This is a genomic window from Hymenobacter sp. APR13, assembly GCF_000737515.1.
GTDB lineage: Bacteria > Bacteroidota > Bacteroidia > Cytophagales > Hymenobacteraceae > Hymenobacter.
The window spans coordinates 4772654-4791027 of the sequence record NZ_CP006587.1 but is presented as its reverse complement, the minus strand read 5'-3'; the positions used below and the strand labels follow the sequence as shown (position 1 = coordinate 4791027).

The window sequence follows — 18374 nt, the reverse complement described above, 5'->3', positions numbered from 1 at the left end:
GAACGGCCCCGGCTTAAACTTCCGCCCGGCCCGGACAGTTACCTGCCCTGCCAGGGCCTTCCGCCCCCTTTTATGCAACCTCTGCTCTTTCCTGCCGCCATGCCTGGTTCCGCTGCTTTTCCGCCTTCCCCGCTGCCCATCCTGATTATCGGGGCGGGCGTGTCGGGCCTCACCGCCGCCCGCGAGCTGCACGCCGCCGGCCGCCCGGTGCTGGTACTGGAGGCCCGCGAGCGGGTGGGCGGCAGCACGCTGGCCGTGCCCGCCCTGCCGGGCCACCCCGAGGTTGACTGGCTGGATCTGGGCGCCACCTGGGGCTGGGCCCACCATCCCTACCTGCTGGCGCTGGCTGCCGAGCTGGGTATGTCGTTTTTCGAGCAGCCCAGCGCCGGCGCTACCACCTACCAGACTGCCCCCGACGTCGTGCACCGTCTGCCCCAGCGGTCGGGCTCGGCGGGCTACCTGCGCCTGCCCGGCGGCGCGGCGGCCTTGTGCCGGGCGCTGGCCCGCGCACTGCCCGAGGCCAGCCTGCAGCTCGGCACCCAGGTCACTGGCCTGCGCGCGCTGCCCGGCCCCGACGGCCGCACCCGGGCCGTGGAAGTGACGGCCACCCGGCACGGCACGCAACACACCTACCAGGCGGCGGCCGTGGTGGTGGCCTTGCCCCCACGCCTGGCTGCCCACAGCCTACAGTTCAGCCCGCCGCTGCCACCCGACTTACAGCGCACCATGCAGGCCGTGCCAACCTGGATGGCGCACTCCATGAAAGTGCTGGCCGTGTACGCCGAGCCGTTCTGGCGCCGGGCCGCCCAGTCGGGGTTTGCCGTGAGCCAGGTGGGGCCGCTGGTGGAAATCCACGACGCCTCGCCCACCTCCGGCGCCGTGGGGGCGCTGTTCGGCTTTTTTGCCACCCCGCACCCGCTGCGCGCCGCCCTGGCCGCGCAGCGGCAGGCCGCCGTGGTGCAGCAGCTCAGCCAGCTGTTCGGGCCGGACGCGGGCCGGCCCCTGGCCTATCACGAGCTGGACTGGACCCAAGAGCCGCTCACCAGCGTGCCCGCCGACGCCGACGCCCCCACCCAGGTGCCCCTGCAGGGGCCGCCGCTGCTGCGCCAGGCCTGCTGGCACGGCACGCTGCTCTGGGCCGGGGCCGAAACCTCCGCCAGCGAGTGGGGCCGCCTCGACGGGGCCGTGGAAGCCGGCCGCCGCGCGGTCCGGCAGCTGCTGCAGCCCGCCTAGTCAAGCAATGATGTGCGAGTGCAGTGGCAAGTCCTAGCGCTGACCGGATTGCAGGAGTATGGGGGGAGGCCACGTGGCCGGTTCCGGCCCAGGCGGCAAGCCCGGTACAGAGGTTGCTCATCAAGACGCAACCATATTAAGCTGCTGTCGATCGGCTATTGAAACACCGATAACTACTAATTGCATATGCCTATGCTACTGAATAGCAGCAATGAGGTGGTCTAGCTAAGCCGGACAGAGTTGGGACGTTGCTCGAAGATGGGTTTCGAAGTGGTTGGGCGAGTCATAGCTGAGCGCTAAATGGCGGCGTTCCGTGTTGTGTTGTGTTGTAGTAGGCGATGTGGTGGCTGATTTCGAGCCGGGCTTCGGCCAGCCCAGGGAAGCTGCCACCGTCGAGTAGCTCGGCTTTGAAGCGGCTCCAAAAGGATTCGGCGTGGGCGTTGTCGTAGCAATTGTCGCGCCGGCTCATGCTTTGCACGGCCCCATAGCGGCTGACCAAGTCTTTGAAGCGGGTAGCCGTGTACTGGCGGCCCTGATCGGAGTGCACGATGAGCCCGGCTGCCGGCCGGCGCACCACCAGGGCGCGACGCAGCGCCTCACTCACCAGGTCCTCAGGCATGGTTTCGCGCACGTGCCAGCCCACGATTTTGCGCAAGCAACGGGCCAGCCAGACGGCCAGGTAGAGCCAGCCGCCGCCCTGGCGGGGTAAGTACGTGATATCACCCACCCACACCCGGTTTGGGGCGGTGGGGGCTGGTTGGCCCAGCAAGCGGTTGGGCGCGGCGCGCACGGCCGGGTCCGTCTCGGTGGTGCGGGGCACAAATGAGCAGGGCTGTTGTGCCCGCAGGCCGTGGGCTTTCAGCACGGGGCAAATGCGCCAGCGGCTCCCCCGATGGTCCTGAGCCTGCACCTCTGCCCGCAGCCGATGCGTGCCGTAGCGCTGGCTATGGTGTGCAAACGCTTGGCGCACGGCTACTTGCCAGGCCGGCTCGGGCACGGGTTGGTTCTGCCGCTGGCACTAGGCGTAATACGCGCTGGGGGCGACCTGCAACACGCGGCAGAGCTGGCGCACGGGCACCCGCACCTGGCGCTGGGCGATGTAGCAGTACGTGCTCACGAGGTCGGCTGGCCGAAGATGACCAAATCTTTTTTTAAAATATCCAGTTCCTGCGCCAGCCGCTTGTTGGCCGCGCGCAGGGCGCGCACCTCCGGGTCGCGGGCTACTTCGATGCTGCCGACCTCGGCCACCACCTGCGCCTGCTGCCAACGGTAAAACAGCTTGGGGCTGATACCAGTTCACGGGCCGCGGCTTGCGTACTACGGCTCTCAGACGCCAGGCGCAGGGCCTCGGCCTTGAATGCCTCGTCGTATTTACGCCGTTTGTCGGGCGACGACCCGCTGGTTCTTGCTGCCATAACAGAAGAAATATACGTCCTTCTTCTGTCCGCCTTGCCTAGACCACCTCACTTTCGCGAAGAGAGTATAATCCAGAGGCTGGTTCTAGCCATAGTCACGCTGGAGTTGGATTGCCTGTTCAGGCTTAATGACTGGACCATAAAGTCGAACCTTTGGAGCGGCATGCTCGTCGATGGGCCGCTGCATTCCAGGTGATGTTATATTGGCGCACATACTCGGCCAGCGGGCCCAGCCCCATGCGCCGTCGCCGGGCGTCCACCCGGGCCGGACACCTGAGTGGTAGCACGTAAGCCGTGTTGGTAGCTTCATCGAAACCAATCTGGCTGCCAAAAGATTGGCGGCGGCCCCGGTCCAGGGCAACACGGTCTTGCAGCAGGGCCAGGGCGCTGGGCTGGGCCTCGTGCCGGTGCACGGCCCGGCGCAACCAGGGCAGGTAACGCTGCTGTGTAGGCAAGTCGGCATGCTGAATGACCAGAAACAATGCTTGGTTAGCTTCAGAGCCGATGCGCTGGTAGCTCACCCAGCCATGGGCATCCAGAATCTGGCGCACCTGCTGCAGATTCAGGCTGTCAGTGCGCTGCATCAGGCGGCCCAGGCTGTCGGCGGGGCGGCTGTGGCGCCCGGACTGGTCCAGGATCTGCATGTACTGCCGCCGGATGTCCTGGTCGGCGCGGTAGATGGCCGACAACGTGCGGCGTAGCGTGGTGTCTACCGGAACGGGCATGGTCTGACCAGCCGCTGGCAAGTACCCTACCAGGCACAAAACAATGCAGAGCAGCTTCATCAGAACCAGAGTGTGTAAAAGTGAGTGAGATAGATCTATCCGGCTGCTCCGGAGCCGCGGAGGATGCATACCGGCCGGCCAACGGCACGGCGGAGTGAGCTTGCCGCCCCGATGAACATGAGCCAATATACCAACACCACAGTAGCTGTAGCGGTCTGCCAGCATAGTCCCCCAGCCTCAAGTACCCGAACAACCAGCTAATAGAGCGTCAGAGCAGCGCTTCGTAAGGCAACACCATCGGCTCATCCGGAATCCGGCACGGGCTGCATAATTCGGGCAGGAGCGGAAAAAGTTTACCCGCACTTTCGGCCGTTGCCTGGGCGGGGTGCCGCGGGCATTAATTGTGGTATTGTTTTCTCTCCGCTCATGCGTATCCGGTTGCTACTGCTGCTCTGCCTGCTCACCAGGGCGTGGGGGCTGAAAGCCGGGGCCCAACCGGTTCCGCAGGGTTTTCGGTTCGAGCGGCCCCGGGCCCGCACCGGCCGGCTCCCGTACCTGAGCCAGCGCAACCTGCTGGTGGTGCCGGTGCACCTGAATGGGACCGGGCCCTACAACTTTTTGCTCGACACCGGGGTGGGCACCTCCCTCATTACCGACCCCGCGCTGGAGGCCGTGCTGGGCCGGCCCCGGGGAGCGTGCTACGTGGTGCGGGGCGCAGGGGAGGGCCCCGGTACCCGCGCCTGGGCCATCGACAGCGTGCAGGTGAAGCTGCCGGGCGTGGTGGCGCCGGCTGGCCGTTTCCTGTTGTTTGCCGAAGCCGGTTTCGACCTGACGGCCTACGTGGGCATGCCGGTACACGGCATCCTGGGCCACGATTTCTTCGCCAGCTTCGTGGTAAGCCAGTGCCCGGAGCGCGAGGAACTGGTGCTGTACGCCCCGGCCCGCTACCGGCCGCCCCGCCGGCGCGGCTGGGTGCAGCTTCCGCTGGACCTCGAAGGCCAGCGCCCTTACCTGACGCTGCCCGTGCAGCTGAGCGACTCGCTGCGCCTGCCCCTGCGCCTGCTGCTGGACACGGGGGCGGGCCATGCCCTGTCGCTGGAAACCGCCGCCGACCGGCGCATTCAGGTACCGGACCGGCACCTGCGCACGCCGCTGGGCTACGGCCTGAGCGGGCCCGTGCACGGCTGCCTGGGGCGGGTGCCGGAGCTGCTAGTGGGGCCTTACCCGCTGCCGCAGGTGCTCACCTCCTTTCCGGATGACGCACCGGTGCACGTCCGCACGGCGGAAGAACGTCACGGCAGCCTGGGGGCCGAACTGCTCAAGCACTTTGACGCGGTGATTGACTACCCGCACAACCGGCTGCTGCTGCGGCCGGGGCGCCTGTTTCGGCAGCCCTTCGAGCACGATATGGCGGGCGTAGAGCTGCTGGCCACCGGCCCCGACCTGCGCCGCTACCTCATTACGCGGGTAGAGGCCGGCTCCCCGGCCGAAGCCGCTGGCCTCTGCCCCGGAGACGAACTGGTGGCCGTGGACCTGCGCCTGGCCCACACGTTTTCGCTCACGCAGCTCAGCACCCTGCTACACGCTGCCGATGGCCGTCGTCTGCTGCTCATCGTGCGGCGGGGCGAGGGCGAGGGTGAATTGCTAACCATGCAACTGCGCTTGCGCCGCCAAATCTAAGAGATGCTTTCTCCTTGTCATTTCCTGCTGCTGTACCCATGCCCCTGATGTTCCGCTGTCTTCGTTCTGGCTTACTGCTGGTCACTTTACTGCTGACCGGCGCGGCCGCCCGCGCTCAGGCTACCGCCGCAGTGACTCCTTCCGCCCCGGCGGCCGGGGCCGCCCCGCTCACCGAGCTGCTGGCCTACCCGGCCGCGCCGGTGCAGCTGAACGTGCTCAGCACCACGCTGGCCAACGGGGTGCAGGTGCAGGACGTGACGTTTGCCAGCGTGGCCGGGCAGCTGCCGGTGCAGGCCTACGTGGTGCGCCCGGCCGGGCCGGTACCGGCTGGCAAACTGGCGGGGGTGCTGTTCGTGCACTGGTACGAGCCCTCTCGACCCACGTCCAACCGCACCCAGTTTCTGGACGAAGCCCAGGAACTGGCCCGGCGCGGCACGGTGTCCCTGCTCGTGTCCACGTTCTGGTCCGACTCCAGCCGCTACCAGCGCCGCCGCTGGCAGGATGACTACCAGAACACCTTGCACCAGGCCCGCGACCTGCGCCGGGGCTTGGACGTGCTGCTGGCCCAGCCCGGCGTGGATGCGGCCCGCATCGGCCTAGTGGGCCACGACTACGGCGCCCTGTTTGCCACCCTGGTGGCGGCCGTGGATGGTCGTGCCCGCGCCCACGTGCACATCGCCGGTACCGCCCGCTTTGCCGACTGGTACGTGCTGGGCCTGGGCCGCCGCGTGCCCCACGGCCCAGACTCCGCGGCCTACCGCCGCCAGCTGCTGCCGCTGGAGCCCCCTACGGTGCTGCCTGGCACCCGCGCCCAGGCCGTGTTCTACCAGCTAGGCGAGAACGACTTCTATACACCCCGGGCCAGCTTCCTGGAGTTTTACCAGCTCTGCGGTGCCCCGCGCAAGCGCCTGGCCACCTACCCTGCCCGCCACGGCATGGACGCACCCATCATCCGGGTAGACCGGCTGGAGTGGCTGGGACGGGAACTGGCCCTGCCCGCCGCCGTACCCGCCCTGCTGCCTGCCCCGCCGGCTGCAACCGGGCGCCGGCCCTGACCCGGTTCGTCCGGGCGGGCGGGGCACTGGCACCAGCAAAACGGCACTCTGCATAATTCTACTACCGGCCGGCCGGGCGAAGAGCTTCCTTCGCTTCTCTGCTTCACTCACCTTTTTCGCACGTTTCCGATGAACAAACCCTTACTCTGTCTGCTCGGGCCGGCTCTGGTGCTGAGCGTGCCGGCGCTGGCCCAAACCCGTAGCGTGGCCGGGCGCGTGACCGACCGCAGCACCGGCGAGGCCCTGCCCGGCGTGACGGTGCTGCTGAAAGGCACCAGCACCGGCGTGAGCACCAATGCCGACGGCTCGTTTACGCTACCCGTGCCGGCAGCGGGCGGTACGCTCGTGTTCAGCTCCATTGGCTACACCACCGTGGAGCGCGACCTGGGCACCGAGGCGCAGGTGGACCTGGCTCTGGCCCCCGACACCAAACAGCTGGGCGAAGTAGTGGTAACGGCCTTCGGCATTGAGCGGGAGACCAAGTCGCTGACCTACGCCGTGCAGGAAGTGCAGGGCGCGGAGGTGCAGCGCGTGGGCCAGCCCAACGTCACCAATGCCCTGCAAGGCAAGGTAGCGGGCGTGGTGGTACGCCAGAGCAGCGGCATGCCGGGGGCCTCTTCGCAGATTACCATTCGGGGCAGCCGCTCCTTTACCGGCAACAACCAGCCCCTGTACGTGGTAGACGGGCTCCCCATCGAAAGCAATGCCGACCCCAACTTCACCGGGCTGGTGAGCGGCACCGATGCCTCCAGCCGAGCCCTGGACCTGAACCCCAACGACATCGAGAGCATCTCGGTGCTGAAGGGCGGGGCGTCCTCGGCCCTGTACGGGTTGCGCGGAGCCAACGGCGTGGTGGTCATCACCACCAAAAAGGGCCGCGGGGCGCGCAAGCCGGTGGTGTCGTTTTCGTCGGATTACCAGGTGGACCGCGTGTCGGTGCTGCCGGAGCTGCAAAGCACTTACGCCCAGGGCACGGGCGGCGCGTTCAACCAGAATACCTCCCTCTCGTGGGGCCCGCGCCTGACGGCCCTGGACCCCACCGTGCTGGATAAGGGCGGCCGGCCGCTGGTGCCGGGCAAGGCCTACGACAACGTGGAGCCGTTTTTTCAGACGGGCCGCACCGCTACCAACGCCCTGAACCTGAGCGGCGGCAATGAACTGGGCAATTTCGCCGTGGGCCTGGCCTATACCAACCAGCAGGGCATCGTGCCGACGACCGGGCTGAACCGCTACAACGCCAAGGCGGCGGCCACGTTCAACCTGAGCCCCAAGCTGCAGCTGGGCGCCTCAGCCAACTTTTCCGACGTGGTAATCGACAAGATTCCGAGCGGCTCCAACCTGTCGAACCCCCTGTTTACCACCTACTACGCCCCGCGCAGCTACGATTTGTGGGGTATTCCGTTCGAGGACCCGGCGAATCCCAACCTGCAGGTGCACTACCGCGCGGCCATCGACAACCCCCGCTGGGCCTTGAAGCACAACTCTTTCCGGGAACAAACCAGCCGCACCTTCGGCAGCACCACGCTGCGCTACCAGCTGCAGCCCTGGCTCACGCTCAACTACTTGGCCGGGGCCGACTACTTCGCCACCACGGGCAAGGAGTTTTACGACCTGGGCTCGGGCTACACCGGCGGGCGCACGGCCATTCCCTCGGGCGGCCAGGTGCGCGACTACACCATCACGCAGCGGCAGGTGAATTCCAACGCCAGCCTGGGCCTGGACAAAGACCTGACCGAAAGCCTGAACGTGAATCTGCTGCTGGGCACTGAACTCTACGACATCCGCAACGTGTACCGCAACATGGTGGGCAACGGCGTGACCCAGGGCGGGCTGCGCCAGATTGACTTTACCGTGACCCAACAGACCTTCGAAACCAACCGCAACCGCCGGGTGGTGGGCTTCTACGGCCGGGCCGGGGCCAGCTGGAAGGAACTGCTGTACCTCAACGCCTCGCTGCGCCAGGACTACGTGTCGAACCTGGCCCGCGGCAACCGGGCCTTTCTCTATCCATCGGTGGGCCTGGGCGTGGTGCTCACGCAGCTGGCCAAGCTGCCCGAGCAGGGCCTGAGCTTTGCCAAGCTGCGGGCCTCCTACGCCGAGGTGGGCCAGCAGCCTGAGGAAGAATACCCCACCCGCAACGTGTACGTGGTGGGTGGCTCGGGCACGGGCTTTCTGACCGACAACTTCGCTTTTCCCTTCAACGGCCTGGGGGCCTTCTCGCTCAGCGACCAGCTGCGCAGCCCCGACCTGCGCCCCCAGAATACACGCACCGTGGAGGTGGGCGCCGACCTGCGCTTCTGGCGCAACCGCATCACGCTGGACTACACCTACTACGTGCAGCGCTCCGACCGGCAGATTTTTGCCGTGCCCATGGCCCCCGAAACCGGCTACTCCTCACGCTTGATTAACGCCGGCGCCCTGCGCACCCGCGGCCACGAGGTGAGCCTGAGTGCCCTGGTGACGCAGAAAGAGCAAGACACCTGGCGGCTGGGCGCCAACTTCACCTCCTACCGCAACCAGGTGCAGGAGCTGGCCCCGGGCGTGGACAACATCTTCCTGGGCGGTTTCGTGACGCCCAACGTGCGGGCTCAGGCGGGCCAGGTGTACCCCATCCTGTTCGGCAGCCGCTACGCCCGCACCGAGGCCGGCGACGTCATCGTGGACGACGACGGCTACCCCACGGCGGCCGACGAGAACGGCCCCATCGGCAACGTGCAGCCCGACTTTGAGCTGGGCCTGACCAGTAACATGACCTACCACGGCCTGGGGCTGGACCTGCAGGTGGACGTGCGCCGCGGCGGGCAGGCCTACGCCGGCAACACCCGCCTGGCCAAGCTCTACGGCATGGACCGCCAGACCGAGGACCGGGAGTCGGACTTCGTGTTTCCGGGCGTGAAGGCCGTGCGCGACGCCGGCGGCAACGTGACCGGCTACGTGCCCAACGACATTGTGATTAAGCGCGACCAGGTGTACTGGAGCCAGTTGCTCGACCCCATCGAGGAGTCGCACGTGTACCGGACCGACTTCGTGCGCCTGCGCGAGCTGGCGCTGAGCTACTCTTTGCCCCAGAGCCTGCTGGCCCGCACCAAAGTAGTCAGCGCCCTAACCGTGTCATTGACGGGCCGCAACCTGGCCTTGTGGACCAAGTACCCCAACTTCGACCCGGAAACCAGCGTGGGCGGGGCCGGTAATTTCCAGGGCCTGGAGTACGTGTCGCTGCCGCAGACGCGCAGCTTCGGCGTGGGCTTGCGGGCCACGTTCTAGGCAGTTATTTTCCTCTTCTCTGCTTCTTTCCCGTTTATGAAAGCTTCGCTGTTTTCCGCCGCTCTGGCGGCCGCCCTGCTGGTGGTTGCCGGCTGCTCCGATGACGTGCTGGACCGCATCGGCACCAACCCCGACAACCCCGAAACCGCCACCGCGCGCCTATTGCTGCCCCAGGTGGAAGTAAACGACGCCTTCGCCATTTCGGGCACCGACTTAGCCTGGTACGCCTCCATCTTCGTGGAGCACTCTACCGGCGTGCATGCGCAGTTCGAGCAATCGGACAAGCGCGCCCCCGGCTACTTCAATCCTAACATCACAGCCAACCTCTGGGGCAACCTCTACAACGCCCAACTCAAGGACCTGCAGGTGCTGCTGGAGCAGGCCAGCACCGGCCGCGAGGCCGGGGCCTGGCGCTACGTGGGCATCGGCAAAATTCTGCGGGCCCGCACCTTGGGCGTCGCCACCGATTTATTTGGGCGCATTCCCAATTCGGAAGCCCTGCAGGGCGCTGCCAATCTGAAGCCCCGCTTTGATACCCAGGAGTCGGTGTACCAGGACATGCAACGCCTGCTGGACGAAGCCCTGCTGGACCTGGACAAGCCCAGCAATCAGAACCCCGGCCCGGCCGACCTGTTTTACGGCGGCGACGCGACCAAGTGGAAGCGGGCGGCCTACGCCCTGAAGGCCCGCTATGCCAACCGCCTGAGCAAGCGCGACCCCCAGGGCTCGGCCACGCGGGCCCTGGCCGCGCTGGCCCAGGGCCTGCAAGGCCCGCAGGACGACCTCACGTTCCGCAGCTTCTCCGCGTCTGCCACCGCCGAAAACCCCTGGTACCAGGAGCTGAACGACCGGCGCCACTTCGCCGTGAGCAGCACGTTGTACGGCTTGCTTTCTTCCCTCAACGACCCGCGCCGCTTCTCGCTGGTGGGCACCGTGGGCGGGCAGCGGGTGCCCGCCCCCAATGGGACGGCCCAGAACGACCAGGCCGGTACGCGCTACTCCAAGGCCTCGGCCCAGCTCATCAACGCCACCGCCCCCATGCCGCTGATGACGTTTGCCGAGCAAAAGTTCATTGAGGCGGAGGCGCACCTGCGCCTGGGCAACCGTCCGGCCGCCTACGCCGCTTACCAGACGGCCGTGCAGACGGCCCTGAGCCAGCAGTTTGTGTCGGCCGCCGACGCGGCCACTTACACGGCCCAGCCCGCGGTATTCATGGGCGCGGCGAACCTGACCCTGCGCGACATCATAGTGCAGAAATACCTGAGCTTCTACGTGTACCAGCCCATAGAAGCCTATAACGACTACCGGCGCACCGGCTTCCCGGCGCTCAACAACCCCGCCGGCCCGGCCCCGCGCCGCTTTCCGTACGCCCAGCCGTCCTTCGACTCGAACCGCGAGAACGTGCCCACCGTGGGTCCGCAAGACGGGGTGTGGTGGGACGACGGCACGGAGGATTAAGCCAGGTATTGAAAACTGCTTCGGGTGGTGAGTGAGTGAGTGCACAACAAGAAGCGGCCGGCCGGACCCGGTGCTAGGCAAAAGGCGAATCCTGCAGCTGCTAGGCAGGGACCGCCGCCCGGCGCTGGGGCCGGTTTCGTGCGTGCGGCGGGTGATGTATCTTGGGGTTGATTTGTCGGCCCTTTATCAGCTTTTGGTCACGCGTGCTTTTCTCTTCCTGTATGTTACAAAAGCAGCCAGGGGCTTCGTCTGATTCCGGCGGCCCGGCCCAAGCCGATTCCGCGCTGTCCGCGCGCGGGCTGTGGCGGCCGGCGCTGGCGCTGTGGGGCGGTTTTGCCGGGGTGTCATACGTAGTCGTGTCGCTGGGGCAGTGGGTGCTGGGCGAGGCCATGCTGTGGAGCGGCTCGGCCTACTGGGCCCTGCGCTGGTCGCTGTGGCTGGCCTGCACCCCGTTCATCGTGGCCCTAGCCCGGCGCTTTCCGCTGCTGGCCGCCCGCGGAGCCGGGGGCTGGGCCCGCACGCTGGGGGCGCATCTGCTGGGCAGCCTGGGCCTGACGGCGGTGACGCTGCTGCTGGTGTTTGCGGCTACGGCCCCGCTGTTTCGGTGGGAGGCGGGCCTGCACTTCGGCTGGCGCCACGCCCTGAACTGGGTATTTACCAGCTACGATACCTTTCTGGCGTTGTATCTGCTGGTGGTGGTGGGCTACGGCCTGCTGGCCCAGAGCCGGCGCACCCGCCGCCTGGAGCAGGCCCACACGGCGGCCCTGTTGCACAACGCGGCCCTGCAGAGCCAACTCAGCGAAGCCCGCCTGCTGGCGCTGCGCATGCAGCTGAACCCGCACTTCCTGTTCAACACCCACCAAGCCATCGTGGGCCTGATTCTGCAGGGCGACGGACCGGGGGCCATTGAGATGCTGGCGGCCCTAAGCGAGTTGCTACGGGCCGTTCTCACGGAAGAGCCTCGCCCGCTGGTGCCCCTGCACGAGGAAGTAGCCGTGGTAGAAAAGTACCTGGCCATTCAGCAGATTCGCTTTCGCCACAAGTTGCGCGTGCACGTAGGGCTGCCCCCCGAGGCCCGCGAGGCGCTGCTACCCTCGTTTCTGCTGCAGCCGCTGGTGGAAAATGCCGTGGTACACGGCCTGGAGGGCCTGCGCGGACCTGCTTGCCTTACCCTGGAGGCCCGCGTGAGCGACGGCCAGTTGCACATTTCCCTGCACGACAACGGCCTGGGGGCCGGTGCGACGCCGCGCCGGGCACCGGCCGGCAGCGGCGGGGTGGGCCTGCGCAACACCCGCGCCCGCCTGCAGCAGCAGTACGGCGCGGGCGCCGCCCTGCGCCTGGTGCAGGCACCCGGGCAGGGCACCCTGGTGGAAGTAACGCTCCCCTACGAGCCCGCCCCAACTGCTGCCGCCGCCACTACTAGCCGCCCCGAACCCGCCCTGCCATGAGCTGCCGTGCCCTGATTGCCGACGACGAAGACCTGTGCCGCCAGGTGGTGCGCTCCTACCTGGGCGCCGCCGCCGACGTGGAAATAGTGGCCGAAACGGCGACCGGCGACGATACAGCCCGCCAGCTGCTGGAGCTGCGGCCCGAGCTGGTGTTCCTAGACGTGCAGATGCCCGAAGGCGACGGGTTTGAGGTGCTGCGAGCCGTGTGGCCGCACCACCAGCCAGTGGTCATTTTCACCACGGCCTACGACCGGTATGCCCTGCAGGCGTTTGAGGCGCACGCCCTCGACTACCTGCTCAAGCCGTTTACGCCCACCCGCTTTCAGCAGGCGCTGGCCCGCGCCCGCGAGCAGCTGCGCCTGACGGCCCAGGCCCGCCCGCCGGGGCTGGGCGAGCTGGTGGCCGGGCCCCCGGTGGCCCCGCTGCGCCGCCTGCTCATCAAGGAAGGCCGCCGCTTCTTTTTTGTGAAGCTGGCCGAGGTGATGTACGTGGAGGCCGATGGCAATTACTTAGTGCTGCACACCCAGGACGGGCGCCGCCACCTGCTCTACGAAAGCCTTACGCGCCTGGAAAAGCAGCTGGACCCGGCCACCTTCGTGCGCATCAGCCGGGGCTGCGTGCTGAACCTGGACTACGTGGCCAGCCTGGAAACCTACTTCAACGGCGAGTACATCGTGAGCCTGCAGCCCCCCGGGGCTACCCTCAAATGGACCCGCCTCTACCGCGACAACGCCAACGCCTTTTTCGCCCGGCAGGGGTAGCGGGCTGATTCCATTACGGGACCGGTCCGACCCAGGCCATATGTTTACCGGATGCGCCTTCCACTATTATTTATTCGGGTCCGGCCGCTGCTCGTGCTTGGTGCCGGGCTGCTGGCCGCCTGCTCCGGTGGCGCGGCCCCCGACGACGCCGCTACTGGGAGAAAGGTTTCCCGGCCGGCGCTGCCCGCGGCGTTTAGCCTGCCCGCGCCGGGCCTGATTGCCGAGGGACTGGCCTACGACCCGGCCGGCCACGCGCTGTATGTCAGCACGGTGCGCGGACAGACGATTTACCGGCTGCCAGCCAACGGGACGCTCCGGCGCTTCAGCCGCCCCGCCGATTCGCTCAGCGGCGTGTTCGGGCTGGCCATAGATACGGTGCGCGGCTACCTCTGGGCCGCTACCGGGCCAGTGCCCCACCTGGCCCGGCCGGGGGCCGCCGCGCCGGGGGTGGCGCTGGTGCGCTATCCGCTAGCCGGCGGCCCGCCCCGCCGCTTCCCAGTCCCCGCCGACGGCCGCCCCCACCTGCTGGGCGACGTACTGCCCGCTCCCGACGGCACCGTATACGCCACCGACAGCCGCACGCCCGTGCTCTACCGCCTGCGCCCCGGCCAACTCCACCCCGAGCCCTGGCTGAACGACTCCCTATTCTACTCCCTGCAGGGCTTGGCCCTGCTGCCCGGCGCCCGTACCCTGCTGCTGGCCGACTACCACCGGGGCGTGCTGGCGGTGGAACTGGCCACCGGCCGGGTACGGGCCTTGACGCCACCGCCTACCGACAAGCTGCGCGGCCTTGATGGCCTGTGCCACATCGGCCCCACCACCCTGCTGGCCACCCGCAACGGCACTGCGCCCAACCGCCTGTTGCGGGTCACCCTCGACACCGTGGCCGGGGCCGTACGCGCCGCTACTCCGCTGTCCACCGGGCCACTGCCCGACCTGACGCTGGGCACCGTGGCCGCCGGCCGCTTCTACTACATTGGCCGCAGCGGCTGGGCGGAGTTCGACGAGCAAGGGCGGCCGCTGCCGGGCGTGGCTCCCGCGCCGGCCCGGGTGGGCTCGATACTGTTGCCTGCCCGCTGACAACCACTGCGCCGGGCTTCTTATTTTCCTTATTCTATGCGTAGCCTACCACGTACCCCCCTGCCTGAGAAGCCGCCCTCGGCTGCCCAGTGCCCCAACTGCGGCAGTGCCCTGCCACCGGGCCAGTTTTGCCCCGGCTGCGGGCAGCCCCGCCACCATCGGCTTACGACGAGCCATGTGCTGCATGAGCTTCTACACGTGTTCACCCACGCCGACAAAAGCATCTTCGCCTACGCCGGGCGGGTGCTGGCGCGCCCGGCCCGGCCGGTGACAGACTACCTGGCCGGGCGGCGGCGCCGCCACTTCAACCCGTTTCAGTTTCTGCTGCTGGCCGTGGGGCTCACCACGCTGCTGACCACCTCGTTTCATTTTTATGAGCAGTTGGGCACCGGCGTGCAGGCCCGGATGGCCGCCCAAGGGGCGCCGGCCGCGCTGCTGGCGCGGGCGGGCACCTACTTCCAGACCCTGGGGCGTTTCGTAAACGTGTGGAGCCTGGGGCTGCTGCCGCTGTTTGCGCTGGTGGCCTGGGGCGCGTACCGCCGCCGGGGCCTCAACTACGCCGAGTCGTTTCTGGTGGTCGTGGTAGTGGGCAGCGCCTACCAACTGTGGCTGGGCGGCGTGCTGCTGGGCTGGCTGGGCGCCACCGGAGGAAAGTTGCCCGCCTTTTCGCTGGCCCCGCTGCAGGCGGCCGTGTACTTGGTCTACCTAACGGCCATCGGGCGGGGGGCGCTGGGGCTGGGTTGGGGCGGGGCCCTGGGCCGGGCCTTGCTGGTTACGCTACTGGCCTCGGCCATCGGGCTGGCTTTGAACTACGTCCTGTTTCAGCTCTACGTGCTAGGCGGCTGACGGCACCTCATCATCATTCCGGCCGCCAGCAGGGCGGGCATTTCCTTGAGCCATGGAATATTTCGCGGTGAGCAGCCTGGCAGTAGGCTTGTTTCTGGGCAGTTTGATCCTGGACAAACCGGCGCGCTCCGCAGCTGACTGGCTACTGGCCGGCTGGTTCGGATTGTTGTGCGTGCACTTGGCTGCCGTGTGGGTGGTGGCGTTTGGCCAGCCGGGGCGGTGGTGGAGCGTGCTGCCCCTGAGTCAGGCGCTGACGCTGCTGACGGGCGCGCAGCTGTGGCTGTACGCCCGGGCCCTCACCGAACCCCAATTTCAGCTACGGGCTCACCTGCCGCACCTGCTGCCGGTGGTGCTGGCGCTGCTAACGGTGGGCTGGATGGGCTTGGTGGGTCCTGGGCATGGTGTGCAGCCGCTGCTGGCGGTTACCGCCGGAGGAGGCCTGCTCAGCGTAGCATGTTATGCAGCAGCCACCCTGCGGGTGGTGCGGCGGGCGGCCAGACGGCCCAGCTTGGCCGGGCGGCTGGGGTGGCTGCGCTTGGCGGCCGGCAGCCTGCTGGGGCTGGTGCTGGTGTTTGGCAGCAGCCAGCTGGTGCGGGCCAGTGGCCTGCTGGCCGTAGCCCAGTTCGGCAACTGGTACGCGAATCTGTTGTTCTGCGGCGTGGTTATCGTCATGGGCTACGGCAGCGTGCGGCGGTATGTCGGTGTTGACGCCGTGGCGGCCGATGCGGTCCTGCTGGCGGCGCAGCCGGTTGCCGGAGTAGAGGAGGAGGCCGCCGGAAAGGAAGAAACTTCGTCAGCCGAAACCACATCGAGCGTAGCAGCGCTGCTTCAGAAGCCGCTCCCGGTCATGCCCGCTTCCGATGGCGCGTCGCCTGCCATCGACTCGGTTGCGGTTAAGTACCGGCGCTCCGGCCAGTCGCCCCCCGACTTGGAGGCCCTGTGGCAGCGGCTGCGGGAGCACATGGCCGCTGAGCGGCCCTATCTCTGGCCCGAACTGAGCTTGCCTCAGTTAAGCCAGCAGCTGGGCGTATCGGTTCACCACGTGTCGCGGGTCATCAACGAGTGGGGCGGGCAGCATTTCTACGATTTTGTGAACGGCTACCGGGTGGCTGCCGTGCGGGAGCGGCTGCGCGCCGGCGCCCATCACCGGCTAACGCTGCTGGGCGTGGCCCTGGAATGCGGCTTTAACTCCAAAGCTTCCTTCAACCGGGCCTTCCACAAAACCACCGGACTCACCCCCACAGCCTATTTGGCCGGGCAGCGGGTAGCTAGCCTTGAGCAACCGGTGTCAGCGCCGAAGCACGACCAACTGGCAGTCCAAACAAGGCGCAGCCGATAGGCCGAAGCGCGACCACGAAGCGGCTGGGGCAGCTTTGCCGCTCAACCACTTTGTTGTCCCTCATGCTCACCTTCGCTCCCTCGCTGCGGCGCCTGCTGCGGCGCTCCGATGCCCGCTACGACTACTACGCCGCCCAGTACCAGGCCCGCACGCCGGCCGCCCGGGCCTGGTACCTGGCCTTTTACCTGCTGCCGGGCCTGCTGGTGTACGCGGCCATCAACGTGGCCCCGGTGTACGCGGCGGGGCTGCGCCTGACGGGTTTGGCGGGACCGGTGTACCAGTATGCTTGGCTGATTGGCATCACCTACGGCTGGCACCTGCTGCTGCCGGTGCTGGTGCTGCGCTACGCCGACGGCCTGCCCTGGCGCGACATTCCGGACTTTCTGGGCTTGCGCCGGCCCGACTGGGCGGGCTGCACTTGGCTGCTACTGCTGGTGTTCGTGGTCTTTACGCTGCTCACGCTGCCCTATATGCGCTACGTGCAGCAGCCCCTGTACCAGTGGCTCGACCAGGTGCCCGCCTTCCGCATTCCTGCCTACAGCATCTTCAAAAGCGCCGAGGCCCTGTACGGCTTCCCGCCGGTCTGGCTGGCGCTGCTGCTGATTGGCAATTTCGTGGGCGAGGAAGTGTACTTCCGGGGCTACCTGCAGAAAAAGTCGGCTTTTCTGGGCCGCTGGAACGTGCCCGTCAACGGGGTGCTGTTCGCCGTGTACCACTTCTTCCAGATTCCGCAGACCTGGCCGCTGGTGGTGCCCACGCTCATCTTTCCGCTGCTCATGCACTGGCGCAAAAGCCTGTACGTGGTCATCCTGTTTCACCTGCTCATCAACCTGGGCTGGTCGGCCGTGGTGCAGTGGGCGCTGTACGGCGGCGGGCAATGAGCTGGCTCCGACTAGTGTTGGCTTTGCTGCTGGCCGGGGTCTTACGTGACCCGGCCTCGGCTCAGGTGCCGGGGCGGGCCCTGCGCCAGCTGCTGCGCGCCAGCGTCGATACCACCGGGCCGGCACCGGTGCCCAGCGTGCTGCTGGTGGCCTCGTCGCCGAGGGGGCGCTGGCACTGGGCCGGGCAGGCGGGGTGGGTACGCAACGGCGGCGCCCGCGTGGACGCGCGCACACCGGTGCGGCTGGCCAGCGTCACGAAAACCTTCACGGCCGCCGTAGTGCTGCAGCTGGTGGAAGAAGGCCGCCTGGCCCTGGATGTACCTCTTACCGCGTACCTGCCCGCAGGCTTTGTCGACAGCCTGCACGCGGGCCCCGGCGGCCCGGCCGGGCGCCAGCTCACGGTGCGCCGGCTGCTGCGCCACACCACCGGCCTGGCCGACTACATCCTGGCCGAGCCCTCGCTGCTGGCCGGGGTGCACACGCCCCCCGCCCGCCCCTGGACCCCGCGCCGGCTCTGGCAGTCGTACTTCGCGCGCGGCCTGCATCTGCGCCCCCTGTTCTGGCCCAACGACTCAGTGCACGCCTACAGCGACACGAATTACCTGCTGCTGGGTACGCTCATCGAGTGGGTGTGCGGGCAGCCCCTGGCGGCCGTGTACCGCCAACGCATTTTCCGGCCCCTGGGCCTGCGCAGCGCCTATCTTGAATACCACGAGCCCGCGCCCACCCGGCGGGCGGCGGCCCACCCGTACTGGGGCCGCACCGATGTGGGCCGCCTGCCTACGGGCTTCGACTGGGGCGGCGGCGGCCTGGCCATGACCACCCGTGACCTGCACACCTTCTGGCGGGCCCTGCTGGCGGGCCGCCTGTTCCGGCAACCGGCTACCCGGCTGCTGCTCTTCGACTGGGTAGCCACGCCGGCGGGCGGCTACGGGGCCGGCCTGGCCCGGGCGCAGCCGCCCGGCCTGCCGCCGCTGGTGGGCCACGCCGGGTTCTACAAAGCCTTCGTGGCGTACTTTCCCGAGCTGGACCTGTACCTCTGCGGCACGCTCAACCAAGCCCACGCCGACCACGTGGAGCTGGTGCGCCGCCTGCTCCCCCTGCTGCCAGCCGCCGCCCGGTCGGGCGCAGGCCTGCCGGTACCGGCCGCCGGCAACCCTCGGCCCTGACCAGCGAAACCGGAGCCGAT

At 67.9% G+C, this 18374-nt stretch carries 15 protein-coding genes; 12 read left to right on the top strand and 3 right to left on the bottom strand.

Annotated elements, in window-relative coordinates:
* Window positions 1–99 precede the first annotated feature (99 nt).
* Window positions 100–1233, top strand: coding sequence for a flavin monoamine oxidase family protein (locus N008_RS20170; RefSeq protein ID WP_052381800.1), 1134 nt, complete (start codon window positions 100–102; stop codon window positions 1231–1233).
* A 283-nt stretch (window positions 1234–1516) separates the two neighbouring features.
* Here the strand turns inward: N008_RS20170 and N008_RS20165 are convergent, their stop codons facing one another.
* The 3 genes from N008_RS20165 to N008_RS20160 all read right to left on the bottom strand — a co-directional run bounded on the left by N008_RS20165 (window position 1517) and on the right by N008_RS20160 (window position 3373).
* Window positions 1517–2230, bottom strand: coding sequence for an IS3 family transposase (locus N008_RS20165; protein ID WP_156109442.1), 714 nt, complete (start codon window positions 2228–2230; stop codon window positions 1517–1519).
* 116 nt (window positions 2231–2346) lie between these two features.
* On the bottom strand, window positions 2347–2481 hold the full coding sequence (locus N008_RS24095) for a hypothetical protein (protein ID WP_262489700.1): 135 nt from the start codon (window positions 2479–2481) through the stop codon (window positions 2347–2349).
* Between the two features lie 292 nt (window positions 2482–2773).
* Entirely contained in the window at window positions 2774–3373 is a 600-nt protein-coding gene (locus tag N008_RS20160) for a DUF6624 domain-containing protein (RefSeq protein WP_156109441.1), read from the bottom strand.
* A gap of 426 nt (window positions 3374–3799) precedes the next feature.
* On the opposite strand from N008_RS20160, the gene N008_RS20155 reads away from it, so the two are divergent.
* The 11 genes from N008_RS20155 to N008_RS20105 all read left to right on the top strand — a co-directional run bounded on the left by N008_RS20155 (window position 3800) and on the right by N008_RS20105 (window position 18354).
* A complete protein-coding gene (locus tag N008_RS20155; protein ID WP_044018049.1) occupies window positions 3800–5053 on the top strand; it encodes an aspartyl protease family protein in 1254 nt (417 codons plus the stop codon).
* Window positions 5054–5091: 38 nt separating this feature from the next.
* Complete coding sequence (locus tag N008_RS20150) at window positions 5092–6108, top strand: dienelactone hydrolase family protein (protein WP_044018048.1); 1017 nt, start codon at window positions 5092–5094, stop codon at window positions 6106–6108.
* 129 nt (window positions 6109–6237) lie between these two features.
* Window positions 6238–9372 (top strand): SusC/RagA family TonB-linked outer membrane protein, encoded by a 3135-nt coding sequence (locus N008_RS20145; RefSeq protein WP_052381797.1) that lies wholly within the window; start codon window positions 6238–6240, stop codon window positions 9370–9372.
* Between the two features lie 36 nt (window positions 9373–9408).
* Window positions 9409–10830, top strand: a complete 1422-nt coding sequence (locus N008_RS20140; RefSeq protein WP_044018047.1) for a SusD/RagB family nutrient-binding outer membrane lipoprotein — start codon at window positions 9409–9411, stop codon at window positions 10828–10830.
* A gap of 221 nt (window positions 10831–11051) precedes the next feature.
* On the top strand, window positions 11052–12278 hold the full coding sequence (locus tag N008_RS22035; protein WP_052381796.1) for a sensor histidine kinase: 1227 nt from the start codon (window positions 11052–11054) through the stop codon (window positions 12276–12278).
* Window positions 12275–13039 (top strand): LytR/AlgR family response regulator transcription factor, encoded by a 765-nt coding sequence (locus tag N008_RS20130; protein WP_044018046.1) that lies wholly within the window; start codon window positions 12275–12277, stop codon window positions 13037–13039. Before N008_RS22035 ends, N008_RS20130 begins: the two co-directional genes overlap by 4 nt.
* Window positions 13040–13090: 51 nt before the next feature.
* The gene (locus N008_RS20125) at window positions 13091–14119 is read left to right on the top strand and encodes an SMP-30/gluconolactonase/LRE family protein (protein WP_156109440.1); all 1029 of its coding nucleotides are present in this window, start codon (window positions 13091–13093) and stop codon (window positions 14117–14119) included.
* Between the two features lie 36 nt (window positions 14120–14155).
* The gene (locus tag N008_RS20120) at window positions 14156–14965 is read left to right on the top strand and encodes a DUF3667 domain-containing protein (RefSeq protein WP_081910915.1); all 810 of its coding nucleotides are present in this window, start codon (window positions 14156–14158) and stop codon (window positions 14963–14965) included.
* A gap of 52 nt (window positions 14966–15017) precedes the next feature.
* The gene (locus N008_RS22030; RefSeq protein WP_052381795.1) at window positions 15018–16304 is read left to right on the top strand and encodes a helix-turn-helix domain-containing protein; all 1287 of its coding nucleotides are present in this window, start codon (window positions 15018–15020) and stop codon (window positions 16302–16304) included.
* A 62-nt stretch (window positions 16305–16366) separates the two neighbouring features.
* Window positions 16367–17185 (top strand): CPBP family intramembrane glutamic endopeptidase, encoded by an 819-nt coding sequence (locus N008_RS20110; RefSeq protein WP_044018043.1) that lies wholly within the window; start codon window positions 16367–16369, stop codon window positions 17183–17185.
* Window positions 17182–18354 carry a serine hydrolase domain-containing protein gene (locus N008_RS20105; RefSeq protein WP_081910914.1) on the top strand — a complete coding sequence of 391 codons (1173 nt, stop codon included), beginning with the start codon at window positions 17182–17184 and terminating at the stop codon, window positions 18352–18354. Before N008_RS20110 ends, N008_RS20105 begins: the two co-directional genes overlap by 4 nt.
* Window positions 18355–18374 lie beyond the last annotated feature (20 nt).

Excerpts from the sequence above, each read along its gene's own strand:
- N008_RS20155 (WP_044018049.1), top strand. The coding sequence starts at position 3,800 with ATGCGTATCCGGTTGCTACTGCTGCTCTGCCTGCTCACCAGGGCGTGG.
- N008_RS20150 (WP_044018048.1), top strand. The coding sequence starts at position 5,092 with ATGCCCCTGATGTTCCGCTGTCTTCGTTCTGGCTTACTGCTGGTCACT.
- N008_RS20105 (WP_081910914.1), top strand. The coding sequence starts at position 17,182 with ATGAGCTGGCTCCGACTAGTGTTGGCTTTGCTGCTGGCCGGGGTCTTA.
- N008_RS20125 (WP_156109440.1), top strand. The coding sequence starts at position 13,091 with ATGCGCCTTCCACTATTATTTATTCGGGTCCGGCCGCTGCTCGTGCTT.
- N008_RS20130 (WP_044018046.1), top strand. The coding sequence starts at position 12,275 with ATGAGCTGCCGTGCCCTGATTGCCGACGACGAAGACCTGTGCCGCCAG.
- N008_RS20120 (WP_081910915.1), top strand. The coding sequence starts at position 14,156 with ATGCGTAGCCTACCACGTACCCCCCTGCCTGAGAAGCCGCCCTCGGCT.
- N008_RS22035 (WP_052381796.1), top strand. The coding sequence starts at position 11,052 with ATGTTACAAAAGCAGCCAGGGGCTTCGTCTGATTCCGGCGGCCCGGCC.
- N008_RS20145 (WP_052381797.1), top strand. The coding sequence starts at position 6,238 with ATGAACAAACCCTTACTCTGTCTGCTCGGGCCGGCTCTGGTGCTGAGC.
- N008_RS20110 (WP_044018043.1), top strand. The coding sequence starts at position 16,367 with ATGCTCACCTTCGCTCCCTCGCTGCGGCGCCTGCTGCGGCGCTCCGAT.
- N008_RS20170 (WP_052381800.1), top strand. The coding sequence starts at position 100 with ATGCCTGGTTCCGCTGCTTTTCCGCCTTCCCCGCTGCCCATCCTGATT.
- N008_RS20140 (WP_044018047.1), top strand. The coding sequence starts at position 9,409 with ATGAAAGCTTCGCTGTTTTCCGCCGCTCTGGCGGCCGCCCTGCTGGTG.
- N008_RS22030 (WP_052381795.1), top strand. The coding sequence starts at position 15,018 with ATGGAATATTTCGCGGTGAGCAGCCTGGCAGTAGGCTTGTTTCTGGGC.
- N008_RS20160 (WP_156109441.1), bottom strand. The coding sequence starts at position 3,373 with ATGCCCGTTCCGGTAGACACCACGCTACGCCGCACGTTGTCGGCCATC.